Here is a 17,564-nt window from a genome sequence, read left to right as displayed (position 1 = left end):
ATTGCGCGCGACGCCGCCCGCCCCTTCATCTTGCCTAAAAACCTCGGGGAGCGCGAGGGGCTGGCCCCTCGCATGCCCGAACGGTTGCCTCCTACCCCAAACGCTTGAGGTAAGTCCACGTCGCAACCTTCGCCCCGCGCGCCACGGAAAAGGCTTCCGCATCGCCGAGATAGTCGAAGCCCGCATTGGTCAGGACCCGCGCGGAACTTGGGTTGTCCTGAAAAACCGACGCGAAAATCGTCTTGTTCTTCAGCGGGTTGGCATCGATAAGCGCGTGCACGGCCTCGGACGCGAAACCAGTGTTCCACATCGCGGGCGCCACCCAATAGCCAATCTCGGATTGGCCCCGGTCCATCTGTTCAAGCGAAATGATCCCCAAGACCTCGGCCCCGCCGAACGGGCTGGCGTCCATGACCCAGGCGGTGCAATCCTGATCATTGCGCAGGAATTTACCCATGAAGCTTTCGGTCGCGCCCGGCGGCAACGGATGCGGAATGGAAGTCGTCATCTCAGCCACGCGTTTGTCCGCATGATAAAGCGCGATAAGGCCGAAATCGGAATGCTGCATTGGACGCAATACCATGCGGGGCGTCTCGAGCCGGGTATGCGCAAGGCCGCGCTGCGGGGCCTGACGATAAATGACTTCCTGTTTCATATCTCGGTCCTCCTCCGAACCGATGCGCCCTGTTGGCCGTCTTCTCCCTACGGCTTAGGTGGGCATTTGGGTCGTTCTGCACAAGAGATGTGACAGAAATGAGAAGAGGCCGGTGTTTCCACCGGCCCCCTCGAAAATCCTTCGCCTTGGGACGGGCGGTTACTCGGCAGCCTCGGCGACTGGGAGTACGGAAATGAACGTGCGGTTCTTGAAGCCTTTACGGAAGGACACGTGGCCCTCGACGGTTGCGAAGATCGTGTGATCCTTGCCCTCGCCCACGCCTTCACCCGGCCACCACTTGTTACCACGCTGGCGCGCGATAATGTTGCCCGGGATCACGGCTTCGCCGCCGTATTTCTTGATGCCCAGACGGCGGCCCGCGCTGTCGCGGCCGTTACGGGAGCTACCACCTGCTTTTTTATGTGCCATGTGTCGTTACTCCTGTTCTGCGGCAAACGTCTTGGCTTGCTCAATCCAGTTGTCGCGTTCGATGCGGCCCTTGAACGACAGCTTGTCGTCCATGAAGGCGATCTCGGAGGCGCCCCATTCCATGATCTGGTCGAAGTGGAACACACCGTTTTCGTGCAGCAGGCCTTCAAGCTTGGGGCCGACACCGGAGATCTTCTTGAGATCGTCGGGCTGTCCGCCACGCGCCTCGGTCAGCAGGTTCGCAGGGCGCGTGCCCTCGCTTGCAGCCGCCTCGGGGGCGGCTTCTGCCTTCTTGGACTTGGGCTTTTCCGCTTTCGGCGCTTCAGCCTTGGGGGCTGCGGCCTTCTTGGCGGCTTTGGCGGGCTTCGCAGCGGCGGCAGCAACGGCCACGCCAGCAACAGAGCCTGCACCAATCGCGGCTTTCACACCGGTCTTGTCGCCACCCTTGGCGAGCACCTCCGTGATCTCGATCAGCGTGAGCTGCTGACGGTGACCCTTCTTGCGCTTGGACGAATGCTTACGACGGCGCTTGACGAAGTGAATGAGCTTTTCGCCCTTCACCTGATCAACGATCGTGGCCTGCACGGCGGCGCCTTCGACGAGCGGCGCGCCAACGGTGGCACTGTCGCCACCGAGCATGAGAATTTCATTGAATTGGACCGTTTCACCGGCCTCTGCTGCAAGCTTTTCCACGCGAAGCTTATCACCCGCCTGGACTTTATACTGCTTGCCGCCTGTCTTCATGACAGCGAACATTGGCTTTTCCTTCATATCCCGCGTCGGATGGCCCTGCATCATTGCAGCGTTGTGGGGCATGTGCCCGCCTTGGACAGCGCGCTCCTCTCGGAGCGTTCGTTGCGGTGCGCCCTTGCCGGACCACCTTGATCATCGCCACCCGGTCGCAGGCCCCTGCGGGGATGGAGGCCGCTATCTGCTGCAGGGCGGGCGTCATGTCAAGCCATATCGCGCACCAAATCGCACGGCTTTTTCAGCATTCCGGGCGCCGGATGCACGACCCTCCGCGCCCTAGATGTCTTCGCCGCCGATATAGCCCGCCGCAGCATAGCCCATCTCATAGCTGAGCGCGCCGATCATGTCGTCGAAGGCCACGAAGAGCGCCGCGATGATCGCCTGGCCGGCATCGGTCAGGGAATGGTCGACATAGGCCTGCAAATCGGCGTTGTCCAAGCCGGAATAGGCGGTGAACTGGAACGAGAACAGCCATTCGATGGTGTCCTGGCGGATAGCCGGCTCTTGCGACCAGACATCGTCGAGCATGAAATCCTCGCCCATATCATCGTCAAAGGCCCCGCCATCGACCAGCCCACGGAAAAACGCAAACCGCGCATTCATCGCCCCCGACACGTTACGATGGATCAGGTCGTTGACCTCGTTGAAGGCCAGCAACGTTTCAAGCCGCACATCCTCGGCCTCCATGGCGCTGACCAGGGCCGCACTGCCCTGCTCCAGCGCCGATGCATCGAGAAACGCGCGCCGCGCGGCGATTTCACCCTCAATGAGCCGCTGACCGACGGGCGATCGCATGAACTCGGTGATCACAGTGACATGCTCGGCACTCAGGGCGTCGCGCGGAAAACTGTCTTCAAACAGCGAGACCAGGCGGTCATGGCTATAGAAGGTGGCGATCTGAGCCTGCCAGCTTGCCCCACCCTCGCCGGGAAACATCGAGGCCTCCAATGCTTCCGCGCCCTGGTAATGCTCCTGCGCCATGATGCCGAGCACCTCGTAGAGGCCCATCGCCTCGAACATCGCGTAAAGCGCCGGCGCCTCGGTCGCGTAGACACTGCCGGGAGCCGTGACAGAGGTCTGGGCCTGCGCGGGAAGGCTTGTGGGCACAAGCAGGAACAGGGCGATCAGGGCTGCACGGATCATGTGATCTCCGATGTGGTTCGTCTGGTACCGGACGATGCTTCGGCCCGGGCGCATCGCAAATACCTGACGCGCGCCGGCGATCCTGCCGGAAATCCGCCCGAGGTCAAACCCGTTTTCCAATCATGGGGCCTTGCGCGGCGCATCGCTTGTCGTTATCCCGCCGCCCACGGACGACGTCCAGAACCGCGGAGAGGTGCCGGAGTGGTCGAACGGGGCGGTCTCGAAAACCGTTGTGGGTGCAAGCCCACCCAGGGTTCGAATCCCTGTCTCTCCGCCACCGGGCCCGCTGAAAGGCCAACTCACGACATTGGACCACCACACGTTTCTCACAGCTTGTGGCCCGGCTCCGTTTTTCCCGCTATCCGTAGGAAACCGCGTTAAAATGGGATGTGTTGATGATACCGCGAGACCTTCTGCAGATCGGGCAACGCCATGCCGATGGGCCCGCGTTTCAGGCCCGGATGGCCACGCTGACGGCTCTGCGCACGGATGCGAGCGCCCCCGATGCGGCCCATTGGACACAAGCGTGCCTTGATCAGATCTCCGACTGGCTCGGCGGGCTTGGCTTCGAGATGCACCGCGTTGAGTGTGACGGGCATCCGTTCCTGATCGCACGCCGGATCGAGGACGACGCCTTGCCGCATGTCCTGACCTATTCGCACGGCGATGTGGTGCCCGGTATGGCCGGCGATTGGGACGAAGGGCGCGACCCCTGGACCCTGTCGGAGGCCGGGGAAGTGTGGTTCGGGCGCGGCATTGCCGACAACAAGGGGCAGTTCCTGGTCAATCTGACGGCGGTTGAAGCGCTGCTGGACGCGCGGGGCGCGCTGGGGTTCAACCTGATCTGGTTGATCGAAATGGGCGAGGAAATCGGTTCTCCCGGTCTGGCCGAGATCTGCGAACGGGAAAGCGCTCGGCTTGCGGCGGATGTGCTGCTGGCCTCCGATGGGCCTCGGGTCGCCGCTCAGACGCCGACGCTGTTTCTGGGCGCGCGCGGAGCGGTGACGTTTCGCCTGACACTGAAGCGGCGGGCGGACGGGCGGCATTCCGGCAATTTCGGCGGCGCGCTGCGCAATCCCGCGCTGGAGCTGGCCCACGCGCTGACCACGATCACCGACCGCAACGGCGCGCTGCAGATCCCGGACTGGACCCCCGGTCATGTGCCTGATGCGACGCGAGCCGCATTGCGCGATATCGAGCCCGCCGGCGGCGCGACCGATGCCGATTGGGGCGCGCCGGGGCTGAGCCCGGCGGAAAGGCTCCATGCCTGGTCCTCGGCGGAAGTGTTGGCGTTCCACGCGGGCCATCCGCCGAAACCGGTCAACGCGATCCCGCCGGAGGCCAGCGCCTGGGTGCAGTTGCGCTATGCGCCCGGCACACCCGATGCGCGCCTGACGCAGGCTTTGCGCGCCCATCTCGATGCCCATGGATATCCCGAGATTGAAATCACATCCGACGGCCCCGCGTTCCGCGCCAGCGCGACGCCCGTGGATCACCCGGCGGTGCGCCGCATCGTGGCCACAGCGACGGAGGCCCTTGGCCATCCGCCTGCCGTGCTCCCGTCGCTGGGGGGATCGCTGCCCAATGACATTTTTCGCGACACCCTTGGCCTTCCGACGATCTGGGTGCCGCATTCCTATCCGGGCTGCTCGCAACATGCGCCGAATGAGCATTTGCCCAAGGCACTGCTGGTGGAGGCGACCGGTTTCATGTGCGCCCTGATGGGATCGGTCGCGGGCACCCGCCCGCGCGATTGGCGTTAATCGCTCTCCCAATCGCTGAGCGCGGGATTATCGGGCGCTGCGGGCGGGGTCGATCCTGCGCCAGCTCTTCCCCCAAACAACCCGCCAAGACGGTCGCGAAGGCCCCGCATTGGGCCGGTCTGCGCGGACGGTCGGGCCCGGCTGCGCAGACCCGGCGTCCGCGCATAATGCAATTCGCGCGCCCCGAAGTAGAAACTGACCACCGCACCCAGAAGCCACCAAAGCGGCTCGGGCACTTCCTGCAACCCGATCATGCGCGCCGCAAACGCGTAGGGATCAGCCATCGCATAGCCAAACAGGCCAAACGTCCCAAGCGCCAGCAACGGACGCGGCAGGCGGTTCAACCCGTTGACCATCCGGTCGAACCGGCCCTCGCCCGCGTGCTGAAACTCCGCCGATGCGGCCTCCAGCGTGGCCATGTGAATATCTGCGGCCAGTTCCGCCGCGCGGGTGGCGTTGGGGATGAAGACCTCCGAAATCCCTTCTGCCGCGTCGCCGATGCCCTCGACCGTCTGCCCGATGCCGTTGCTCATCAACCCCATGACGCTGTCCTTTCGCGATGCTGTGCCTCGGTCAGGTGATACCGGGGCGAAATGAATTCCTCGGCGCGCACGATCCAGCCGCCCTTCCCGCCATCCCGGCGACGGGCGTATTTTCGGCTCGCCGCACGGCGATCGGCCAGACGGTAGTAATAATTGCGCCGCGCGATGCCGTAGGCGTCCACCAGGTGATCGGGCGCTTGTTTGAGCGCCGCATGAGCCGCGCGCGCCGTTTGCGGGCCGATCGCGCCATCGACGGCAATATCGAGCCCCATATCCCGCAACAGGCGCTGCAGGATGCGCACAGCGTTGGAGCCCGCGTTGACCTGCATGTCGAACACCGTCGCCTGCAACGGCTGCGGCAGCAGGTGGATGCGCGGGCGGGTAAAGTAATGCTCGATGAACAGATCGGTCGCGAGATCGCGCGTGATCAGCCGCACATCGGCCACGTCGACATCGCCGTCGTGATCAAGGTCGAGGCCAAGGGCCCGCATCGTGTGGATCGTCACACCATGTTTGGTCGCACCGCCCGGATCGTCCGGGTCGTTCACGAAACCGCCCTCACGGGCCACGATGTCTTCTGATATGGATCGAACCGACTGCATGGCTCGCCCCTCCATGCTCTTGTTGGTCCTGAGCCAACGAATCCACCATGGCGGGGTTAAGGAAGTGTTACGCGGTCCGATGACCGCTCAGAGCGGTTGCGAAAAACGCCGAAAGGCCTGAGGCGTGACGCGGGGCTAGCTCTCGCCCGGATCGCGGTAGACGCCCTGTGCTTCAAGGGCGTCAATCACCTCGGCGGGCATGTAGGTCTCGTCGTGACGGGCCAGGATTTCGGTGGCCTGAAACGTGCCGTCGACCAGACGCCCGGTGCCCACCATGCCTTCGCCTTCGTTGAACAGGTCGGGCAGAATGCCGGTATACGTCACGGGAATCGAGGCCGCCCCGTCGGTCACGTTGAAGGTGATCGTCTCGCCCTCGCCGCGTACCAGAGTGCCGGTTTCCACAAGCCCGCCAATGCGAAACGTCTCGTTCGGCGGCGGCGGATCGCTGGCGATTTCGGCAGGGGGGCGGAAGAAGTTGAACGCATCCTGAGACGCCCAGATGATCAGGCCGGTGGACCCGATCAAAGCCACGGCGGCCAACAGAATAACCTGAATGCGTCGTTGGCGTTTCAGACTTCGCATCGCAGTTTCTCCCTACGGAAACACGCCAAGGCCCTTGAGCCCCGCCGTCTCTTCCAGCCCCATCATCAGGTTGGCGTTCTGGATCGCCTGCCCTGAGGAACCTTTGCACAAATTGTCCAGCGCCGCCACGATCTGCGCGCGGCCCGCGCGGCGATCGGCCACAACGCCGATATGGCAATAGTTGGTACCTCGCACATCATGTGTCGAGGGGGCAGTGCCAATTGGCAGCACTTCGATAAAGGCTTCGTGAGCATAGGCGGTGGTAAGCTCGGCGTGGAGCGGGTCGGCTTCGCCCTTGATGTAGCATGTCGCGAGGATGCCACGATTGAACGGCGCGAGATGCGGCGTGAACTGCACGTCGACGGGGCGGCCCGCAGCACGGCTAAACTCTTGATCGAACTCACCTAAATGGCGGTGCGTGCCGCCAAGCGCATAGGCGTTGGCACCTTCGCTCAGCTCGGCGTGGAGCAGGTTTTCCTTGAGCGAGCGCCCCGCACCCGAGACGCCGACGACCATGTTGATAATGATCTCGTCAAGATCGACCAGCCCCGCGGCAATCACGGGCCGAAGCGCGAACTGCCCGGTGGCGGCGTTGCATCCCGTGCCCGCCACCAGCCGCGCCGCGCGGATCTCGTCGCGGTAAAACTCGGTCAGCCCGTAGACAGCCTCGGCCTGAAGCGCGGGCGCGTCATGGCTTTTGCCGTACCATTTGCGATACATTTCAGGGTCGCGCAGGCGGAAATCTGCCGATAAATCCACAACTTTAAGGTCGCGCGGCAAGTCTATGATAACGCTTTGGGATGTTGCATGTGGCAAAGCGCAAAACGCCAGATCAACCCCAGAGAAATCCACATCCTCGATACGGGTCAGATCGGGCAGACCAGCGCCGCGCAGAAACGGGTAGACCGAGGCCATGGATTGGCCCGCTTTGCGGTCGCCCGTCAGCGCCACAATCGTCATATCCGGGTGCCCGGATATCAGGCGACACAGCTCTGCGCCGGTGTAGCCGGAGGCTCCGAGGATGGCGATTTTCTTGGTCATGGCGAGGGCCTTAGCATGCGGCTTTTGGGCCGTTTAAGCCAAACGCGCGGCGCGTTCAAATGATGTGTGGTGATGGTCGCATCAGCCGCGCAAATGGCGTGAATTTTTCTGTCGTTTTTTTGTCGTTTTTTTGTAGTGCATTCGGAATGCGGGCGACAGCACTCCAGCGCGTCAGCCCACGCCTTCGAACTCGATCTTGCGGCGCAGGAAAAGCGTGGCCTTCGCCTGCACCGATTTCGGATCGCCGGTGGTCAGGAAGGCGGCCTCCCCCCGCCCCAGCATCTCGGGGCGGCGGTCGAGGTAATCGGCGAGCGAGGCGGCCACCAGGGAGGGTTGCGAATAGACCGCCACGCCGTCGCCCAACGCATCGCGAAACACGTCTTCGACCAGCGGATAATGCGTGCAGCCCAGGATCGCCGCCTGCGGTTCCGGCATGCGCCGCTTGAGCGCCTCGACATGGGAGCGCACGAGCGCCTCGGCGAGGATCATATCGCCCTGCTCGATCGCATCCACGACACCGCCGCAGGGCTGCGCCTCCACATCGACGCCGATGGCGCGGAAAGCCAGCTCGCGCTGAAACGCGCGGCTCGACACGGTGGCGGGGGTAGCGAAAAGCGCGACCTCCTTCACATCGACCTCACGCGGGGGCGAATTGTCGCCCCAATTGCGTTCTGTCAGCGCCTCGATCAGGGGCACGAAGACACCGAGCACGCGCTTGCCCTCGGGCACCCAGCCCTCCTGCATGCGGCGCAGAGCGGCGGCGGAGGCGGTGTTGCAGGCCAGGATCACCAGATCGCAACCCCGGTCGAACATCGCCTGCACGCCCTCGGTGGTCAGGTTGTAGATATCGTCGGGCTCGCGCGTGCCATAGGGTGTGTGGGCATTGTCGCCATAATACAGGATCGGCAGGTCCGGCAGGCGCTTTTGCACCGCGTCCAGAACCGTCAGCCCGCCCAATCCGCTATCGAAAATGCCAACGGTCATCAGTACCGATCCTTCAGGTTCCTGCGTGCCGATTTTTCCTCGGGCCCGCGATGTTTGTCTTCGAATTCGAACCCGCGTGCGGTTGGGTTGAGCGGGCGTGGGGACAGGGCATAGGTGGTCTGACGCAAATGGTCCATCAGCGCCTTCGCATCACCCGCATGCGCATCGAGATCGGCCCGCGCAATGGGATCGCCGATCACCACATCGACGGGCGAATTCACCCGCTTCCTGAATTCCTTGATCAAAAGCCCCATGCGCAAGGTGCTGTGCAGGTGGCTCATCACCTGGAACAGGCGCGAATTGTGGCCATCGAAGAAGATCGGCACCACACTGGCCTGCGATTTGGCAATCATGCGGGCGGTGAAACTACGCCACATCGGATCCATCGGACGCCCGAAGGGTTTGGCCGCCGTGCTGACCGTGCCGCCGGGGAAAACGCCGATGGCGCCGCCGTCGGCGAGGTAGCGCAGGGCCTCCTTGCGGGTGCCGAGGTTCTGGGCCACCGCCGCCTTGGTGTCGGCGAAACTGACCGGCAGGATGATCTTGTCGAGATCTTCGGCCTTGCGAAACACCTGATGGGCGAGAATGCGGAAATCACCGCGCGCCTGGCTGAGGATGTGGCCCATCATCAGCCCATCGAGGATGCCATAGGGATGGTTGGCGATCAGGACCACGGGGCCCTCGGCGGGGATATTGGACAGCGCGCCCCCGACGATATTCAGCTCGAGGCCATAGCGTTCGACCATGACCTCCCAGAAATCGCGACCCTTGCGCACCTCTTCGTCGTAGCCATCGGCGCGCTTGATCAAGCGCATGCGCCCGGTGGTGTTTTCCATCACCCGGATCACCGCACGGCCGCCCTTGGTCGAGGCGGAATTGGCATAGGAAATCTCTCGCGCCACAGCGCGGGTTTCGCGGTCGGGTCGACGACGGTTGGGCATCTGCTCAGGGAGGCCTCTTGGTGCGGTCTGCTGGGCCTGAGACTACGGCATGGGACGGGTCCGGTCCACCGCATTTGCGCGTGCATTGGTTAACGCCGGGTCCAGCCCCAGAGGCACAAAAGCTCCATCGCGACATGGGCGCCCGCAACGGCGGTGATCGCCGCGGTGTCGAAGGGCGGAGAAACTTCGACCACGTCGCCGCCGACCAGATTGATGCCCGCCAGTTCGCGCAGGAGGATCGCGGCCTGCCCCGAGCTGAGCCCGCCCCAGACCGGCGTGCCGGTGCCCGGTGCAAAGGCCGGATCGAGACCGTCGATATCGAAAGAGAGGTAGACGGGCGCGTCGCCCGCGCGGGCCTTGGCGGCCTGGGCCACGGCGGCGGGGCCTGTCTCATGGACCTCGCGCGCGTCGTGGATATGGATGCCGAGGTTGTCTTCGACGACGGTGCGGATGCCGATATGCGAGGAGCGCGCGACGTCGATCAGGCCTTCCTGCACAGCCGTGTAGCAAAACGTGCCGTGGTCGATGCGGGCCGCGTCGTCATCGGGCCATGTGTCGGTATGGGCGTCCACTTGGATCAGGGAGAGCGGGCCATGGACGGCGGCATGGGCCCGCAGGATGGGCAGCGTGATGGAATGATCGCCGCCGAGCGTGATCGCGGCGGCGCCAGCGTTCAGGATGGTGGCGATATGCGCTTTGATCCGGGCGGGGACATCGGGTGTGTGCGCATAATCGAAGGCCATGTCGCCGTAATCCGCGATGGCAAGCGCGTCGAGCGGGGAATATCCGTCCCAGCCATAGGGCGGATCATAGGGTTGCAGCGCGGAGGCTTCGCGGATCGCACGGGGGCCAAGGCGGGTGCCGGGGCGATTGGTGACGGCCTGATCGAAGGGGATGCCGGTGATCGCGACATCGACGCCCGCGAGGTCCTTGGTATAGCGCCGCCGCAGGAACGAAGTGGCCCCCGAGAAGGTGTTTTCAAAGGCCGCACCCTTGAGATCGGGCCGCGTGAAGGCCCCGTCGACCTCGGTCTTTGCGTCTTCCAATGCCATGTGCTGCGTCCTCCCGCGCTGTGTATGCCTTGCTACACCGCAGATTTCCCGGGACGAAAGCGGGAATTGATCCATCTTGTGCGCGCGAGGCCCCTGCGTGATACGGTGGGCGCGCGAACAAAGGGCAGGTTTATGGGCAGTTGTGACGATCTGAAGGCTGAATTTCTCGAAGGTATGAGCCGGGCCGCGGCCTCCGTGTCGGTGGTGACCACGGATGGGCCTGCGGGGCGTGGCGGGGTGACGGTGTCGGCGATGACGTCGATCTCGGCCGATGGCGAAGCGCCGACGATGCTGACGTGTCTGAACGCGTCATCCTCGGCGCTGCCGCTGGTTCTGGAGAACAAGTGCTTCTGCATCAATGTGTTGCGCCTGGGGCAGACGGATATTGCCGATGTGTTTTCCTCGCGCAGGCCGCCGCCGGGTGGCGACAAGTTCAACGCGGTCAAGGTGGCGGTGATGGACACCGGCGCGCCGGGGCTGACGGAGGCGTTGGTAAGCTTTGATTGCCGCCTGATCTCGGCCGAACGGCACGGCACGCACCACATCTGCATCGGCGCGGTCGAAGCGGTGCGCGTGAGCCCCGATGGCGATCCGCTGCTTTACGGGATGCGGCGATACCTGCGCGCGGAGGCCCATTGAGCGTTCGGGCGGGCGGCGTTCGGGCGGGCGAGGTTCAGGCGGGTTGGGCCGTCTCGACCAGCTTGGCCAGATAGCTTGCCCCCATGGGCGCGATATCGTCGTTGAAATCGAACGCCGGATGATGGAGGCCCGCGCCCGCGCCGGTGCCGAGAAACACATAAGCGCCGGGGCGCTCCTGCAGCATGTAGGCGAAATCTTCGGCCCCCATCTCGGCGCCGGCATCGGCCACAACATGCTCCGCGCCCATCACACCGCGCGCGACATCGGCGGCAAAGGCGACTTGCTCGGCATCATTGACCGTCGCGGGATAGCCGCGCTCATAGCTCAGCACCGCCTCCACGCCATAGGCCGCCGCCGTCCCTGCCACGATTTCGCCGATGCGCCGTTCGACCATATCCTGCACGTCCGGGTCGAAGGTGCGCACGGTGCCGTTCACCATGGCCTCTTCGGGGATGATATTGCTGGCCGAGCCCGCATGGATCTGGGTGACGGAAATCACCAGTTCGTCCGAGGGGCGATGGTTGCGTGACACGATGGTCGACATGGCCTGCGCGATCGCGAGCGCGGGGGGGATCGGATCGAGGCAATCCTGCGGATACGCGCCATGCCCGCCGCGCCCGGTCAGGCGGATGTCGAACGTATCGACGGCGGCCATGATCGGACCGGGGCGGGTGAAGATCTGCCCGAAAGGCGCGCCGGGCACATTGTGCAGGCCAAAGACGCGCGTGATGCCAAAGCGGTCCATCACGCCCTCGCGCACCATCACCTCGGCGCCGCCGCCCTCTTCTTCGGCGGGTTGGAACAGGAGCGCGACGCGGCCCGAGAAATTCTTGGTCTCCGAAAGGTATTTCGCGGCCCCCAGAAGCATCGTCGTATGCCCATCATGGCCACAGGCGTGCATGCGGCCGGGGATCGTCGAGGCATAGTCCACGCCGGTGACCTCCTGCATCGGGAGCGCGTCCATATCGGCGCGCAGGCCAATGGTGGGCCCGGGTCGCCCGCTGTCGATGATGGCCACGACGCCGGTTGTGGCGATGCCCTCGTGGATCGCGGAGATGCCGAAGTCGCGCAGCCGCGCGACCACGAAGGCCGCGGTTTGGTGGCAGTCGAATTCCAGCTCGGGGATCGTATGCAGGTGCCGCCGCCAGGTCTTGAGGTCGTCGGCCATGGCGGCGATGGAATTGATGACGGGCATGACAAGACTCCTGTGGGCGGGGGTACGGTTACCGACGCCTGCACCATCACGCCGCGCGGCTCGGGATGCAACTGCACCGCCGCCCGGAAATCCACTTGCCCCGGCCTTTGCCATGGCGCATCACGCTTGCATGCATGATCTGCCCCAAGACCCGATGGACCGTCTGCGCGCGATCATGGCGCGGCTGCGCGACCGCGAGCATGGCTGCCCCTGGGACGTGGCGCAGACATTCGCCTCCATTGCGCCCTACACGATCGAAGAGGCCTATGAGGTCGCAGACGCGATCGAGCGCGGCGATATGGAGGAATTGAAAGGCGAGCTGGGCGATTTGTTGTTCCAGTCGGTGTTCCACGCCCAAATGGCACAGGATGCGGGCCTGTTCGATTTCGACGACATCGCGCGCGCCATCGGCGACAAGATGATCGCGCGCCACCCGCATGTCTTCGGCAATGAGAGCAACGCGAAATCCGCCGAACAGCAGGTGGCCGATTGGGAAAGTGTGAAGGCCGCCGAACGTGCGGCCAAGGCGAAAGGCGGCGTGCTGGACGATGTGGCGCTGGGCCTGCCGGCGTTGATGCGGGCGGAAAAGCTGCAAAAACGCGCGGGCCGGGTCGGGTTCGATTGGCCCGAGATCGGGCAGGTCCTGGACAAGATTTCCGAGGAGGCGCGCGAATTGGCCGAGGCGCGTGCGCACCTGCCGCAGGAGAAGATCGCCGAGGAAATGGGGGATCTGTTGTTCGTGATGGCCAACCTTGCGCGGCACCTGAAGGTCGACCCGGAGGTGGCGCTGCGCGGGGCGAATGCGAAATTCGTGCGCCGGTTCGAATATATCGAACGCGCGCTGGCCGACCGTGGCAGCAGCCCCGAGCGCAGCACGCTTGATGAGATGGACGCGCTTTGGGACGCCGCCAAGCGCGACGGGCTTTAGCGCGCATTTCAACCGGCGGCGCGCTTTGGCACTGGTCAGTGGCGGCTGCGCAGATAGAGTGCCCCCATGTCCGCGCCTGCCGCCCCCCCATCCAATGTCCCCCTTGCCGCCCTTTGGATGACCGGCGCGGTGGTGGCGTTTTCGTCGATGGCGATTGCCGGGCGGGAATTGTCGACCGAGCTGAGCACGTTCGAATTGATGACCTACCGTTCGGCCATCGGCATGGTTCTGGTGCTGGTGATTGGGGCCGCGGCGGGAACGCTGTCGCAGATCAGGATGAACCGGATGCGCGATCACACCCTGCGCAACGTGTTCCATTTCACCGGCCAGAACCTGTGGTTTTGGGCGGTTGGGGTGATCCCGCTAAGCCAGGTGTTCGCGTTGGAATTCACCTCGCCGCTTTGGGTGATGGTGCTTGCGGCCGTGTTTCTCGGCGAGCGGTTGACCTGGGTGAAGGGGCTGGCGGGCCTGGCGGGGTTCATCGGCGTGCTAATCGTGGTGCAGCCCGGCACGGCCCCTCTGTCGGGTGGCATGGTGGCGGCGGCGAGTGCGGCCTTGGCCTTTGCGATCACAGCGATCTTCACCAAACGGCTGACGCGCGACCAATCCATCACCTGCATCCTGTTCTGGCTGACGGCGATCCAGCTGGCCCTGGGTCTGGCGTTTTGCCTGTACGATGGGGCGATGGCCTGGCCCGCGCTGAGCGCGTGGTCCTGGGTCGTGGTGGTGGCGGTGTCGGGGCTTGTGGCGCATTTCAGCCTGACCAGTGCGATTGCGCTGGCGCCTGCATCGGTGGTGATGCCCATCGATTTCATCCGCCTGCCGGTGATCGGCGGATTGGCCTTTGTGCTCTACGGGGAGCCGCTGGAATGGACGGTGGTTCTGGGGGCCGCGCTGATCTTCGGGGCGAATTACGTCAACATCCTGACCGAACATCGCCGCAGCCGCGCGATCATCCGTTAACGCGCCGTTGCCGATTGTGTCACTTCTTTGACACAGGCCTCCGCTACCTGCGCGCCACGGGCGGTCTGACGTTGCGGAAGAATTGACCGGGCCCGCCCTTTCCAGCCTTAGATGAGGGCAAGAGAGATTGGGACATTACGTCGGGGAGGCATTCATGACCCGTTACACCATCACCGCAGCCGCAGCGCTGCTGGCCACCACATCCATCGCAGCTGCCGGCGGCATCGACCGCAACGGCTTCAACATCTCGCCGCTGTTCGAAGATGGCGATTACGCCGAGATCAGCTTCAGCGCCGTGCGCCCCGAGGTTTCCGGCACCAACGCCGCGGGAACCCTGTCGTCGGGCAACATGACCGAAGACTTCACGACCTTCGGCTTCGCCTACCGCACCGACCTGACCGATCAGCTTTCGCTGGCCTTTGTCTATGACGACGCGTTCGGCGCGGACATCAGCTACGAAGACGCCGCCGCAGGCTTCCCGTTCCGCAACTTCAACGCCACGCTGAGCGGCGTGTCGGCGGCGGCCTACCTGCGCTACCAGGCGACCGAGAACATCAGCATCTACGGCGGCCTGCGCTATGTCGTGATGAGCGCCGAAATCAACCTGATCGCAGGCGGCAACGTCGGACCCGCCCCAATCGCCGCCGATCAGACGCTGGATTACGAATCCGATGGTGCATGGGGCTACACGATTGGCGCCGCCTACGAGATCCCCGAGATCGCCCTGCGCGGCACCGTGACCTACAACTCGGCCACGGACCACGAAAACGACATCGTGTCCTCGATCGCGCCGACCGCACTTGGCCCGGCCGCCGCCACGACGTCCTATTCGCTGCCGCAATCGCTTGAAGTGGCGTTCCAGACGGGTGTCGCGGAAGGCACGTTGGTGATGGGCTCGGTGCGCTGGACCGATTGGTCCGAGGCCGACATTCCGACCCAATCGGCGCTTGGCGTGATCAGCAGCGATGACGTCTTTACCTGGATGGTCGGCGGGGCACGGCGCGTGACGGACGACCTCGCGCTCGTGGGCCGTATCACCTATGAGGCGGGGGATGGCGAAGACGCCTCCAACCTTGCGCCCACGGATGGTTTGCTTGGCCTGTCGCTCGCCGGTGTGTACGACGTCAACGATCAGATCACCCTGACCGGTGGCATCAACTACTCGATCCTTGGCGATGCCACCACGTCGGCCGTGTTCAACGAATTCGAAGACAACAGCGCCTTCGGATTTGGCCTCCGCGTCGGCTACAGCTTCTGAGCCACAAGACCCGCATTCGGAAAACCCCGCCCGCCACCCGGCGCGCGGGGTTTTTTTCTTTGACCGGACCGCCTCCCGCACCCATCCCGCAGGTTTCGGGTCGCGTCCCGCCGCCCATCGCCCTAGACCGCAGCCATGACCCAAACCTCCGTCAGCACGCACGCCTGGACCCTGATGGCCGCGCTCGGCGCGATCTGGGGGGCGTCGTTCCTGGCGATCAAGATCGGGCTGGAGGAACTCCCGTTCCTGACGCTTGTGGCGCATCGCGTGATCTGGGCCTGTCTGATCCTGTGGATCTATGTCCTGCTGCGGCGGCTTGCGATCCCGCGTGATCCGCGCATCTGGGGAGCGTTTGCGGTCATGGGGCTGCTCAACAACGTCATCCCTTTCGGCCTCATGGCGTGGGGGCAGCAATTTATCGAAACCGGGCTGACCTCGATCTTCAACGCGGGCACGGCCATTTTCGGCGTCTTGGTCGCGGCAGCCGTCTTTGCCGACGAACGCCTGACACCGCGCAAGGCGTTGGGCGTATTGGTGGCGTTCTTCGGGGTGGCCGTGGCCATCGGGCTGGAGAGCTTCCGGCAGTTCGACATCCGAAGCCTGGCGCAACTGGCGGTGATCGGGGGCACGATCTCCTATGCCCTTGCCGCCGCCTGGGCGCGCAAGACCATGGCAGGGTTGAGCCCGCAGGTCTCGGCGGCAGGCATGTTGACCGGCGCCAGCCTGATCATCGTGCCGGTGGCGGTGATCATCGACGGCCCCCCGCAGGTCCCCACCCTGCCCCAGACCTGGGCTGCGATTGTATATTTCGGGATCGTCGGCACGGCGATTGCGTACCTGCTTTACTACAGGATCATCGCGCTGGCGGGGTCGGGAAATGCGATGATCGTGACGCTTCTGATCCCGCCGGTGGCCATCGTTCTCGGCGCCCTGGTCCTGGGCGAACGGTTGGCGCCGCAGGCGTTTGCGGGCTTCGCGCTGCTGGCGCTGGGGCTGATCATCCTGGACGGACGCCTGCCCGCGCTTGCGCTCGGGCGCTTGCGCAAAACCTGACTGCGTGGCAAGCCTCCGCCCATGAGCTTGCTCTACAAAAGCCCCGCCGAACTGCGCACCGCACCCGAGAAACGGATCGCGGTCTTTGGTATGTCCGGGCTTGGGAAAACCGTTCTCGCCTCGCGGCTGCGCGCGCAGGGCGATTGGTTTCATTACTCGATCGATTACCGCATCGGCACCGCCTATATGGGCGAACATATCACCGACAATCTCAAACGGCAGGCGATGCAGGTGCCCTATCTGGCGGAATTATTCCGCTCGGATTCCATTTATATCGGCTCCAATATCACCTTCGACAATCTCGCACCGCTTTCGACCTATCTCGGCAAACCCGGCGATCCGGCCAAGGGCGGGCTGCCGTTTGCGGAATACAAGCGCCGCCAGGCCCTGCACCGCCGTGCCGAGGTGAACGCATTGCTGGATACCGCGCCGTTCATTCACCGCGCGCGCGAGCTTTACGGCTATCCGAATTTCGTCTGCGACACCGGCGGGTCCATCTGCGAGGTCGTGGATCCAGCCGATCCCGAGGACGAGGTGCTGAGCGCCTTGTCGGCGCAATGCCTCATGGTCTGGATCGAAAGCCCCGAGGGCCACGAGGCCGAATTGATCCGCCGTTTCCAAAGCAACCCGAAGCCGATTTATTACCAGCCTGCCCTGCTCGACACGCTTTGGCACGATTACCTGCGGGAACATGGGCTGAGCGAAGCGCAGGTCGATCCCGACGCCTTCGCGGTGCATGCCTTTTCCAAGGTGATCCACCATCGCGCGCCAATCTACGCCGCGATGGCGCGCAACTGGGGCGTCAGCGTGACGGCCGCGCAGGTCGAAGCCGTGCGCGATGCCAAAGATGCCATCGAGATGATCGCCGCAGCACAACGCTGAGGCAGGGATCGGGGTCTTTTTGGCCGGTCGAACAGCGCGAAAATCCGCCTCGAAAACCGGCCTCCAGGCTTTTTCGACAAGCCTTGGCCAATTCGTTAACCGGAATTGCGATAAATTAACGCTTTGTTAAGGAATTGCTTGATCGCCACACGCTATGCGTGC

The 17,564-nt window shown here is 64.1% G+C and carries 19 protein-coding genes and 1 tRNA gene; 8 read left to right on the top strand and 12 right to left on the bottom strand.

Going from position 1 to position 17,564, the window contains the following annotated elements; genetic code table 11:
* Positions 1-91: 91 nt before the first annotated feature.
* The 4 genes from V8J83_RS03610 to V8J83_RS03595 all read right to left on the bottom strand — a co-directional run bounded on the left by V8J83_RS03610 (position 92) and on the right by V8J83_RS03595 (position 2,977).
* Positions 92-583, bottom strand: a complete 492-nt coding sequence (locus V8J83_RS03610; protein ID WP_339985970.1) for a GNAT family N-acetyltransferase — start codon at positions 581-583, stop codon at positions 92-94.
* Between the two features lie 231 nt (positions 584-814).
* On the bottom strand, positions 815-1,084 hold the full coding sequence (gene rpmA / locus V8J83_RS03605; RefSeq protein WP_339983566.1) for a 50S ribosomal protein L27: 270 nt from the start codon (positions 1,082-1,084) through the stop codon (positions 815-817).
* 6 nt (positions 1,085-1,090) lie between these two features.
* Entirely contained in the window at positions 1,091-1,840 is a 750-nt protein-coding gene (locus tag V8J83_RS03600) for a 50S ribosomal protein L21 (RefSeq protein WP_339985968.1), read from the bottom strand.
* Positions 1,841-2,110: 270 nt separating this feature from the next.
* The gene (locus tag V8J83_RS03595) at positions 2,111-2,977 is read right to left on the bottom strand and encodes a hypothetical protein (RefSeq protein WP_339983564.1); all 867 of its coding nucleotides are present in this window, start codon (positions 2,975-2,977) and stop codon (positions 2,111-2,113) included.
* Positions 2,978-3,164: 187 nt separating this feature from the next.
* Here V8J83_RS03595 and V8J83_RS03590 point away from each other — a divergent pair.
* Positions 3,165-3,254, top strand: a tRNA-Ser gene (locus V8J83_RS03590).
* A 118-nt stretch (positions 3,255-3,372) separates the two neighbouring features.
* Positions 3,373-4,740 carry a M20/M25/M40 family metallo-hydrolase gene (locus V8J83_RS03585; protein ID WP_339983562.1) on the top strand — a complete coding sequence of 456 codons (1,368 nt, stop codon included), beginning with the start codon at positions 3,373-3,375 and terminating at the stop codon, positions 4,738-4,740.
* On the opposite strand, the gene V8J83_RS03580 is transcribed toward V8J83_RS03585, so the two are convergent.
* The 7 genes from V8J83_RS03580 to speB all read right to left on the bottom strand — a co-directional run bounded on the left by V8J83_RS03580 (position 4,737) and on the right by speB (position 10,484).
* Entirely contained in the window at positions 4,737-5,282 is a 546-nt protein-coding gene (locus V8J83_RS03580) for a holin family protein (protein ID WP_339983560.1), read from the bottom strand. The two genes, V8J83_RS03585 and V8J83_RS03580, sit on opposite strands and share 4 nt — an antisense overlap.
* Positions 5,273-5,884 carry a holin-associated N-acetylmuramidase gene (locus V8J83_RS03575; RefSeq protein ID WP_339983558.1) on the bottom strand — a complete coding sequence of 204 codons (612 nt, stop codon included), beginning with the start codon at positions 5,882-5,884 and terminating at the stop codon, positions 5,273-5,275. Before V8J83_RS03575 ends, V8J83_RS03580 begins: the two co-directional genes overlap by 10 nt.
* A gap of 135 nt (positions 5,885-6,019) precedes the next feature.
* A complete protein-coding gene (gene ccmE / locus V8J83_RS03570; protein ID WP_339983556.1) occupies positions 6,020-6,466 on the bottom strand; it encodes a cytochrome c maturation protein CcmE in 447 nt (148 codons plus the stop codon).
* 12 nt (positions 6,467-6,478) lie between these two features.
* Complete coding sequence (gene argC / locus V8J83_RS03565; protein ID WP_339983554.1) at positions 6,479-7,507, bottom strand: N-acetyl-gamma-glutamyl-phosphate reductase; 1,029 nt, start codon at positions 7,505-7,507, stop codon at positions 6,479-6,481.
* A 171-nt stretch (positions 7,508-7,678) separates the two neighbouring features.
* Positions 7,679-8,491 carry a glutamate racemase gene (locus V8J83_RS03560; protein WP_339983552.1) on the bottom strand — a complete coding sequence of 271 codons (813 nt, stop codon included), beginning with the start codon at positions 8,489-8,491 and terminating at the stop codon, positions 7,679-7,681.
* Positions 8,491-9,432, bottom strand: coding sequence for a lysophospholipid acyltransferase family protein (locus V8J83_RS03555; protein ID WP_339983549.1), 942 nt, complete (start codon positions 9,430-9,432; stop codon positions 8,491-8,493). The genes V8J83_RS03560 and V8J83_RS03555 overlap by 1 nt, the downstream gene beginning before the upstream one ends.
* A gap of 89 nt (positions 9,433-9,521) precedes the next feature.
* Complete coding sequence (speB, locus tag V8J83_RS03550) at positions 9,522-10,484, bottom strand: agmatinase (protein ID WP_339983547.1); 963 nt, start codon at positions 10,482-10,484, stop codon at positions 9,522-9,524.
* Between the two features lie 132 nt (positions 10,485-10,616).
* Between speB and V8J83_RS03545 the strand changes: the two genes are divergently transcribed.
* Positions 10,617-11,123, top strand: a complete 507-nt coding sequence (locus V8J83_RS03545) for a flavin reductase family protein (RefSeq protein ID WP_339983545.1) — start codon at positions 10,617-10,619, stop codon at positions 11,121-11,123.
* A 34-nt stretch (positions 11,124-11,157) separates the two neighbouring features.
* Here the strand turns inward: V8J83_RS03545 and V8J83_RS03540 are convergent, their stop codons facing one another.
* Positions 11,158-12,318 carry a M20 aminoacylase family protein gene (locus tag V8J83_RS03540; RefSeq protein WP_339983543.1) on the bottom strand — a complete coding sequence of 387 codons (1,161 nt, stop codon included), beginning with the start codon at positions 12,316-12,318 and terminating at the stop codon, positions 11,158-11,160.
* A gap of 130 nt (positions 12,319-12,448) precedes the next feature.
* On the opposite strand from V8J83_RS03540, the gene mazG reads away from it, so the two are divergent.
* The 5 genes from mazG to V8J83_RS03515 all read left to right on the top strand — a co-directional run bounded on the left by mazG (position 12,449) and on the right by V8J83_RS03515 (position 17,402).
* On the top strand, positions 12,449-13,246 hold the full coding sequence (gene mazG, locus V8J83_RS03535) for a nucleoside triphosphate pyrophosphohydrolase (RefSeq protein WP_339983540.1): 798 nt from the start codon (positions 12,449-12,451) through the stop codon (positions 13,244-13,246).
* Positions 13,247-13,312: 66 nt separating this feature from the next.
* Positions 13,313-14,209, top strand: a complete 897-nt coding sequence (locus V8J83_RS03530; RefSeq protein ID WP_339983538.1) for a DMT family transporter — start codon at positions 13,313-13,315, stop codon at positions 14,207-14,209.
* Positions 14,210-14,363: 154 nt separating this feature from the next.
* A complete protein-coding gene (locus V8J83_RS03525) occupies positions 14,364-15,467 on the top strand; it encodes an OmpP1/FadL family transporter (protein WP_339983536.1) in 1,104 nt (367 codons plus the stop codon).
* Positions 15,468-15,602: 135 nt separating this feature from the next.
* Positions 15,603-16,520, top strand: a complete 918-nt coding sequence (locus V8J83_RS03520) for a DMT family transporter (RefSeq protein WP_339983534.1) — start codon at positions 15,603-15,605, stop codon at positions 16,518-16,520.
* A gap of 27 nt (positions 16,521-16,547) precedes the next feature.
* Positions 16,548-17,402: an ATPase gene (locus tag V8J83_RS03515; protein ID WP_339985966.1), complete on the top strand. Its 855-nt coding sequence runs from the start codon at positions 16,548-16,550 to the stop codon at positions 17,400-17,402.
* Positions 17,403-17,564 lie beyond the last annotated feature (162 nt).

This window comes from Gymnodinialimonas ulvae (genome assembly GCF_037543845.1).
Lineage (GTDB): Bacteria > Pseudomonadota > Alphaproteobacteria > Rhodobacterales > Rhodobacteraceae > Gymnodinialimonas > Gymnodinialimonas ulvae.
Note: the sequence above shows the minus strand (reverse complement) of the source record. Positions and strands in the feature narration are given on the sequence as shown.

Bases quoted from the DNA above. Each gene is read 5' to 3' on its own strand.
- V8J83_RS03610 (WP_339985970.1), bottom strand. From the start codon at position 583: ATGGTATTGCGTCCAATGCAGCATTCCGATTTCGGCCTTATCGCGCTT.
- rpmA (WP_339983566.1), bottom strand. From the start codon at position 1,084: ATGGCACATAAAAAAGCAGGTGGTAGCTCCCGTAACGGCCGCGACAGC.
- V8J83_RS03600 (WP_339985968.1), bottom strand. From the start codon at position 1,840: ATGTTCGCTGTCATGAAGACAGGCGGCAAGCAGTATAAAGTCCAGGCG.
- V8J83_RS03595 (WP_339983564.1), bottom strand. From the start codon at position 2,977: ATGATCCGTGCAGCCCTGATCGCCCTGTTCCTGCTTGTGCCCACAAGC.
- V8J83_RS03585 (WP_339983562.1), top strand. From the start codon at position 3,373: ATGATACCGCGAGACCTTCTGCAGATCGGGCAACGCCATGCCGATGGG.
- V8J83_RS03580 (WP_339983560.1), bottom strand. From the start codon at position 5,282: ATGGGGTTGATGAGCAACGGCATCGGGCAGACGGTCGAGGGCATCGGC.
- V8J83_RS03575 (WP_339983558.1), bottom strand. From the start codon at position 5,884: ATGCAGTCGGTTCGATCCATATCAGAAGACATCGTGGCCCGTGAGGGC.
- ccmE (WP_339983556.1), bottom strand. From the start codon at position 6,466: ATGCGAAGTCTGAAACGCCAACGACGCATTCAGGTTATTCTGTTGGCC.
- argC (WP_339983554.1), bottom strand. From the start codon at position 7,507: ATGACCAAGAAAATCGCCATCCTCGGAGCCTCCGGCTACACCGGCGCA.
- V8J83_RS03560 (WP_339983552.1), bottom strand. From the start codon at position 8,491: ATGACCGTTGGCATTTTCGATAGCGGATTGGGCGGGCTGACGGTTCTG.
- V8J83_RS03555 (WP_339983549.1), bottom strand. From the start codon at position 9,432: ATGCCCAACCGTCGTCGACCCGACCGCGAAACCCGCGCTGTGGCGCGA.
- speB (WP_339983547.1), bottom strand. From the start codon at position 10,484: ATGGCATTGGAAGACGCAAAGACCGAGGTCGACGGGGCCTTCACGCGG.
- V8J83_RS03545 (WP_339983545.1), top strand. From the start codon at position 10,617: ATGGGCAGTTGTGACGATCTGAAGGCTGAATTTCTCGAAGGTATGAGC.
- V8J83_RS03540 (WP_339983543.1), bottom strand. From the start codon at position 12,318: ATGCCCGTCATCAATTCCATCGCCGCCATGGCCGACGACCTCAAGACC.
- mazG (WP_339983540.1), top strand. From the start codon at position 12,449: ATGCATGATCTGCCCCAAGACCCGATGGACCGTCTGCGCGCGATCATG.
- V8J83_RS03530 (WP_339983538.1), top strand. From the start codon at position 13,313: ATGTCCGCGCCTGCCGCCCCCCCATCCAATGTCCCCCTTGCCGCCCTT.
- V8J83_RS03525 (WP_339983536.1), top strand. From the start codon at position 14,364: ATGACCCGTTACACCATCACCGCAGCCGCAGCGCTGCTGGCCACCACA.
- V8J83_RS03520 (WP_339983534.1), top strand. From the start codon at position 15,603: ATGACCCAAACCTCCGTCAGCACGCACGCCTGGACCCTGATGGCCGCG.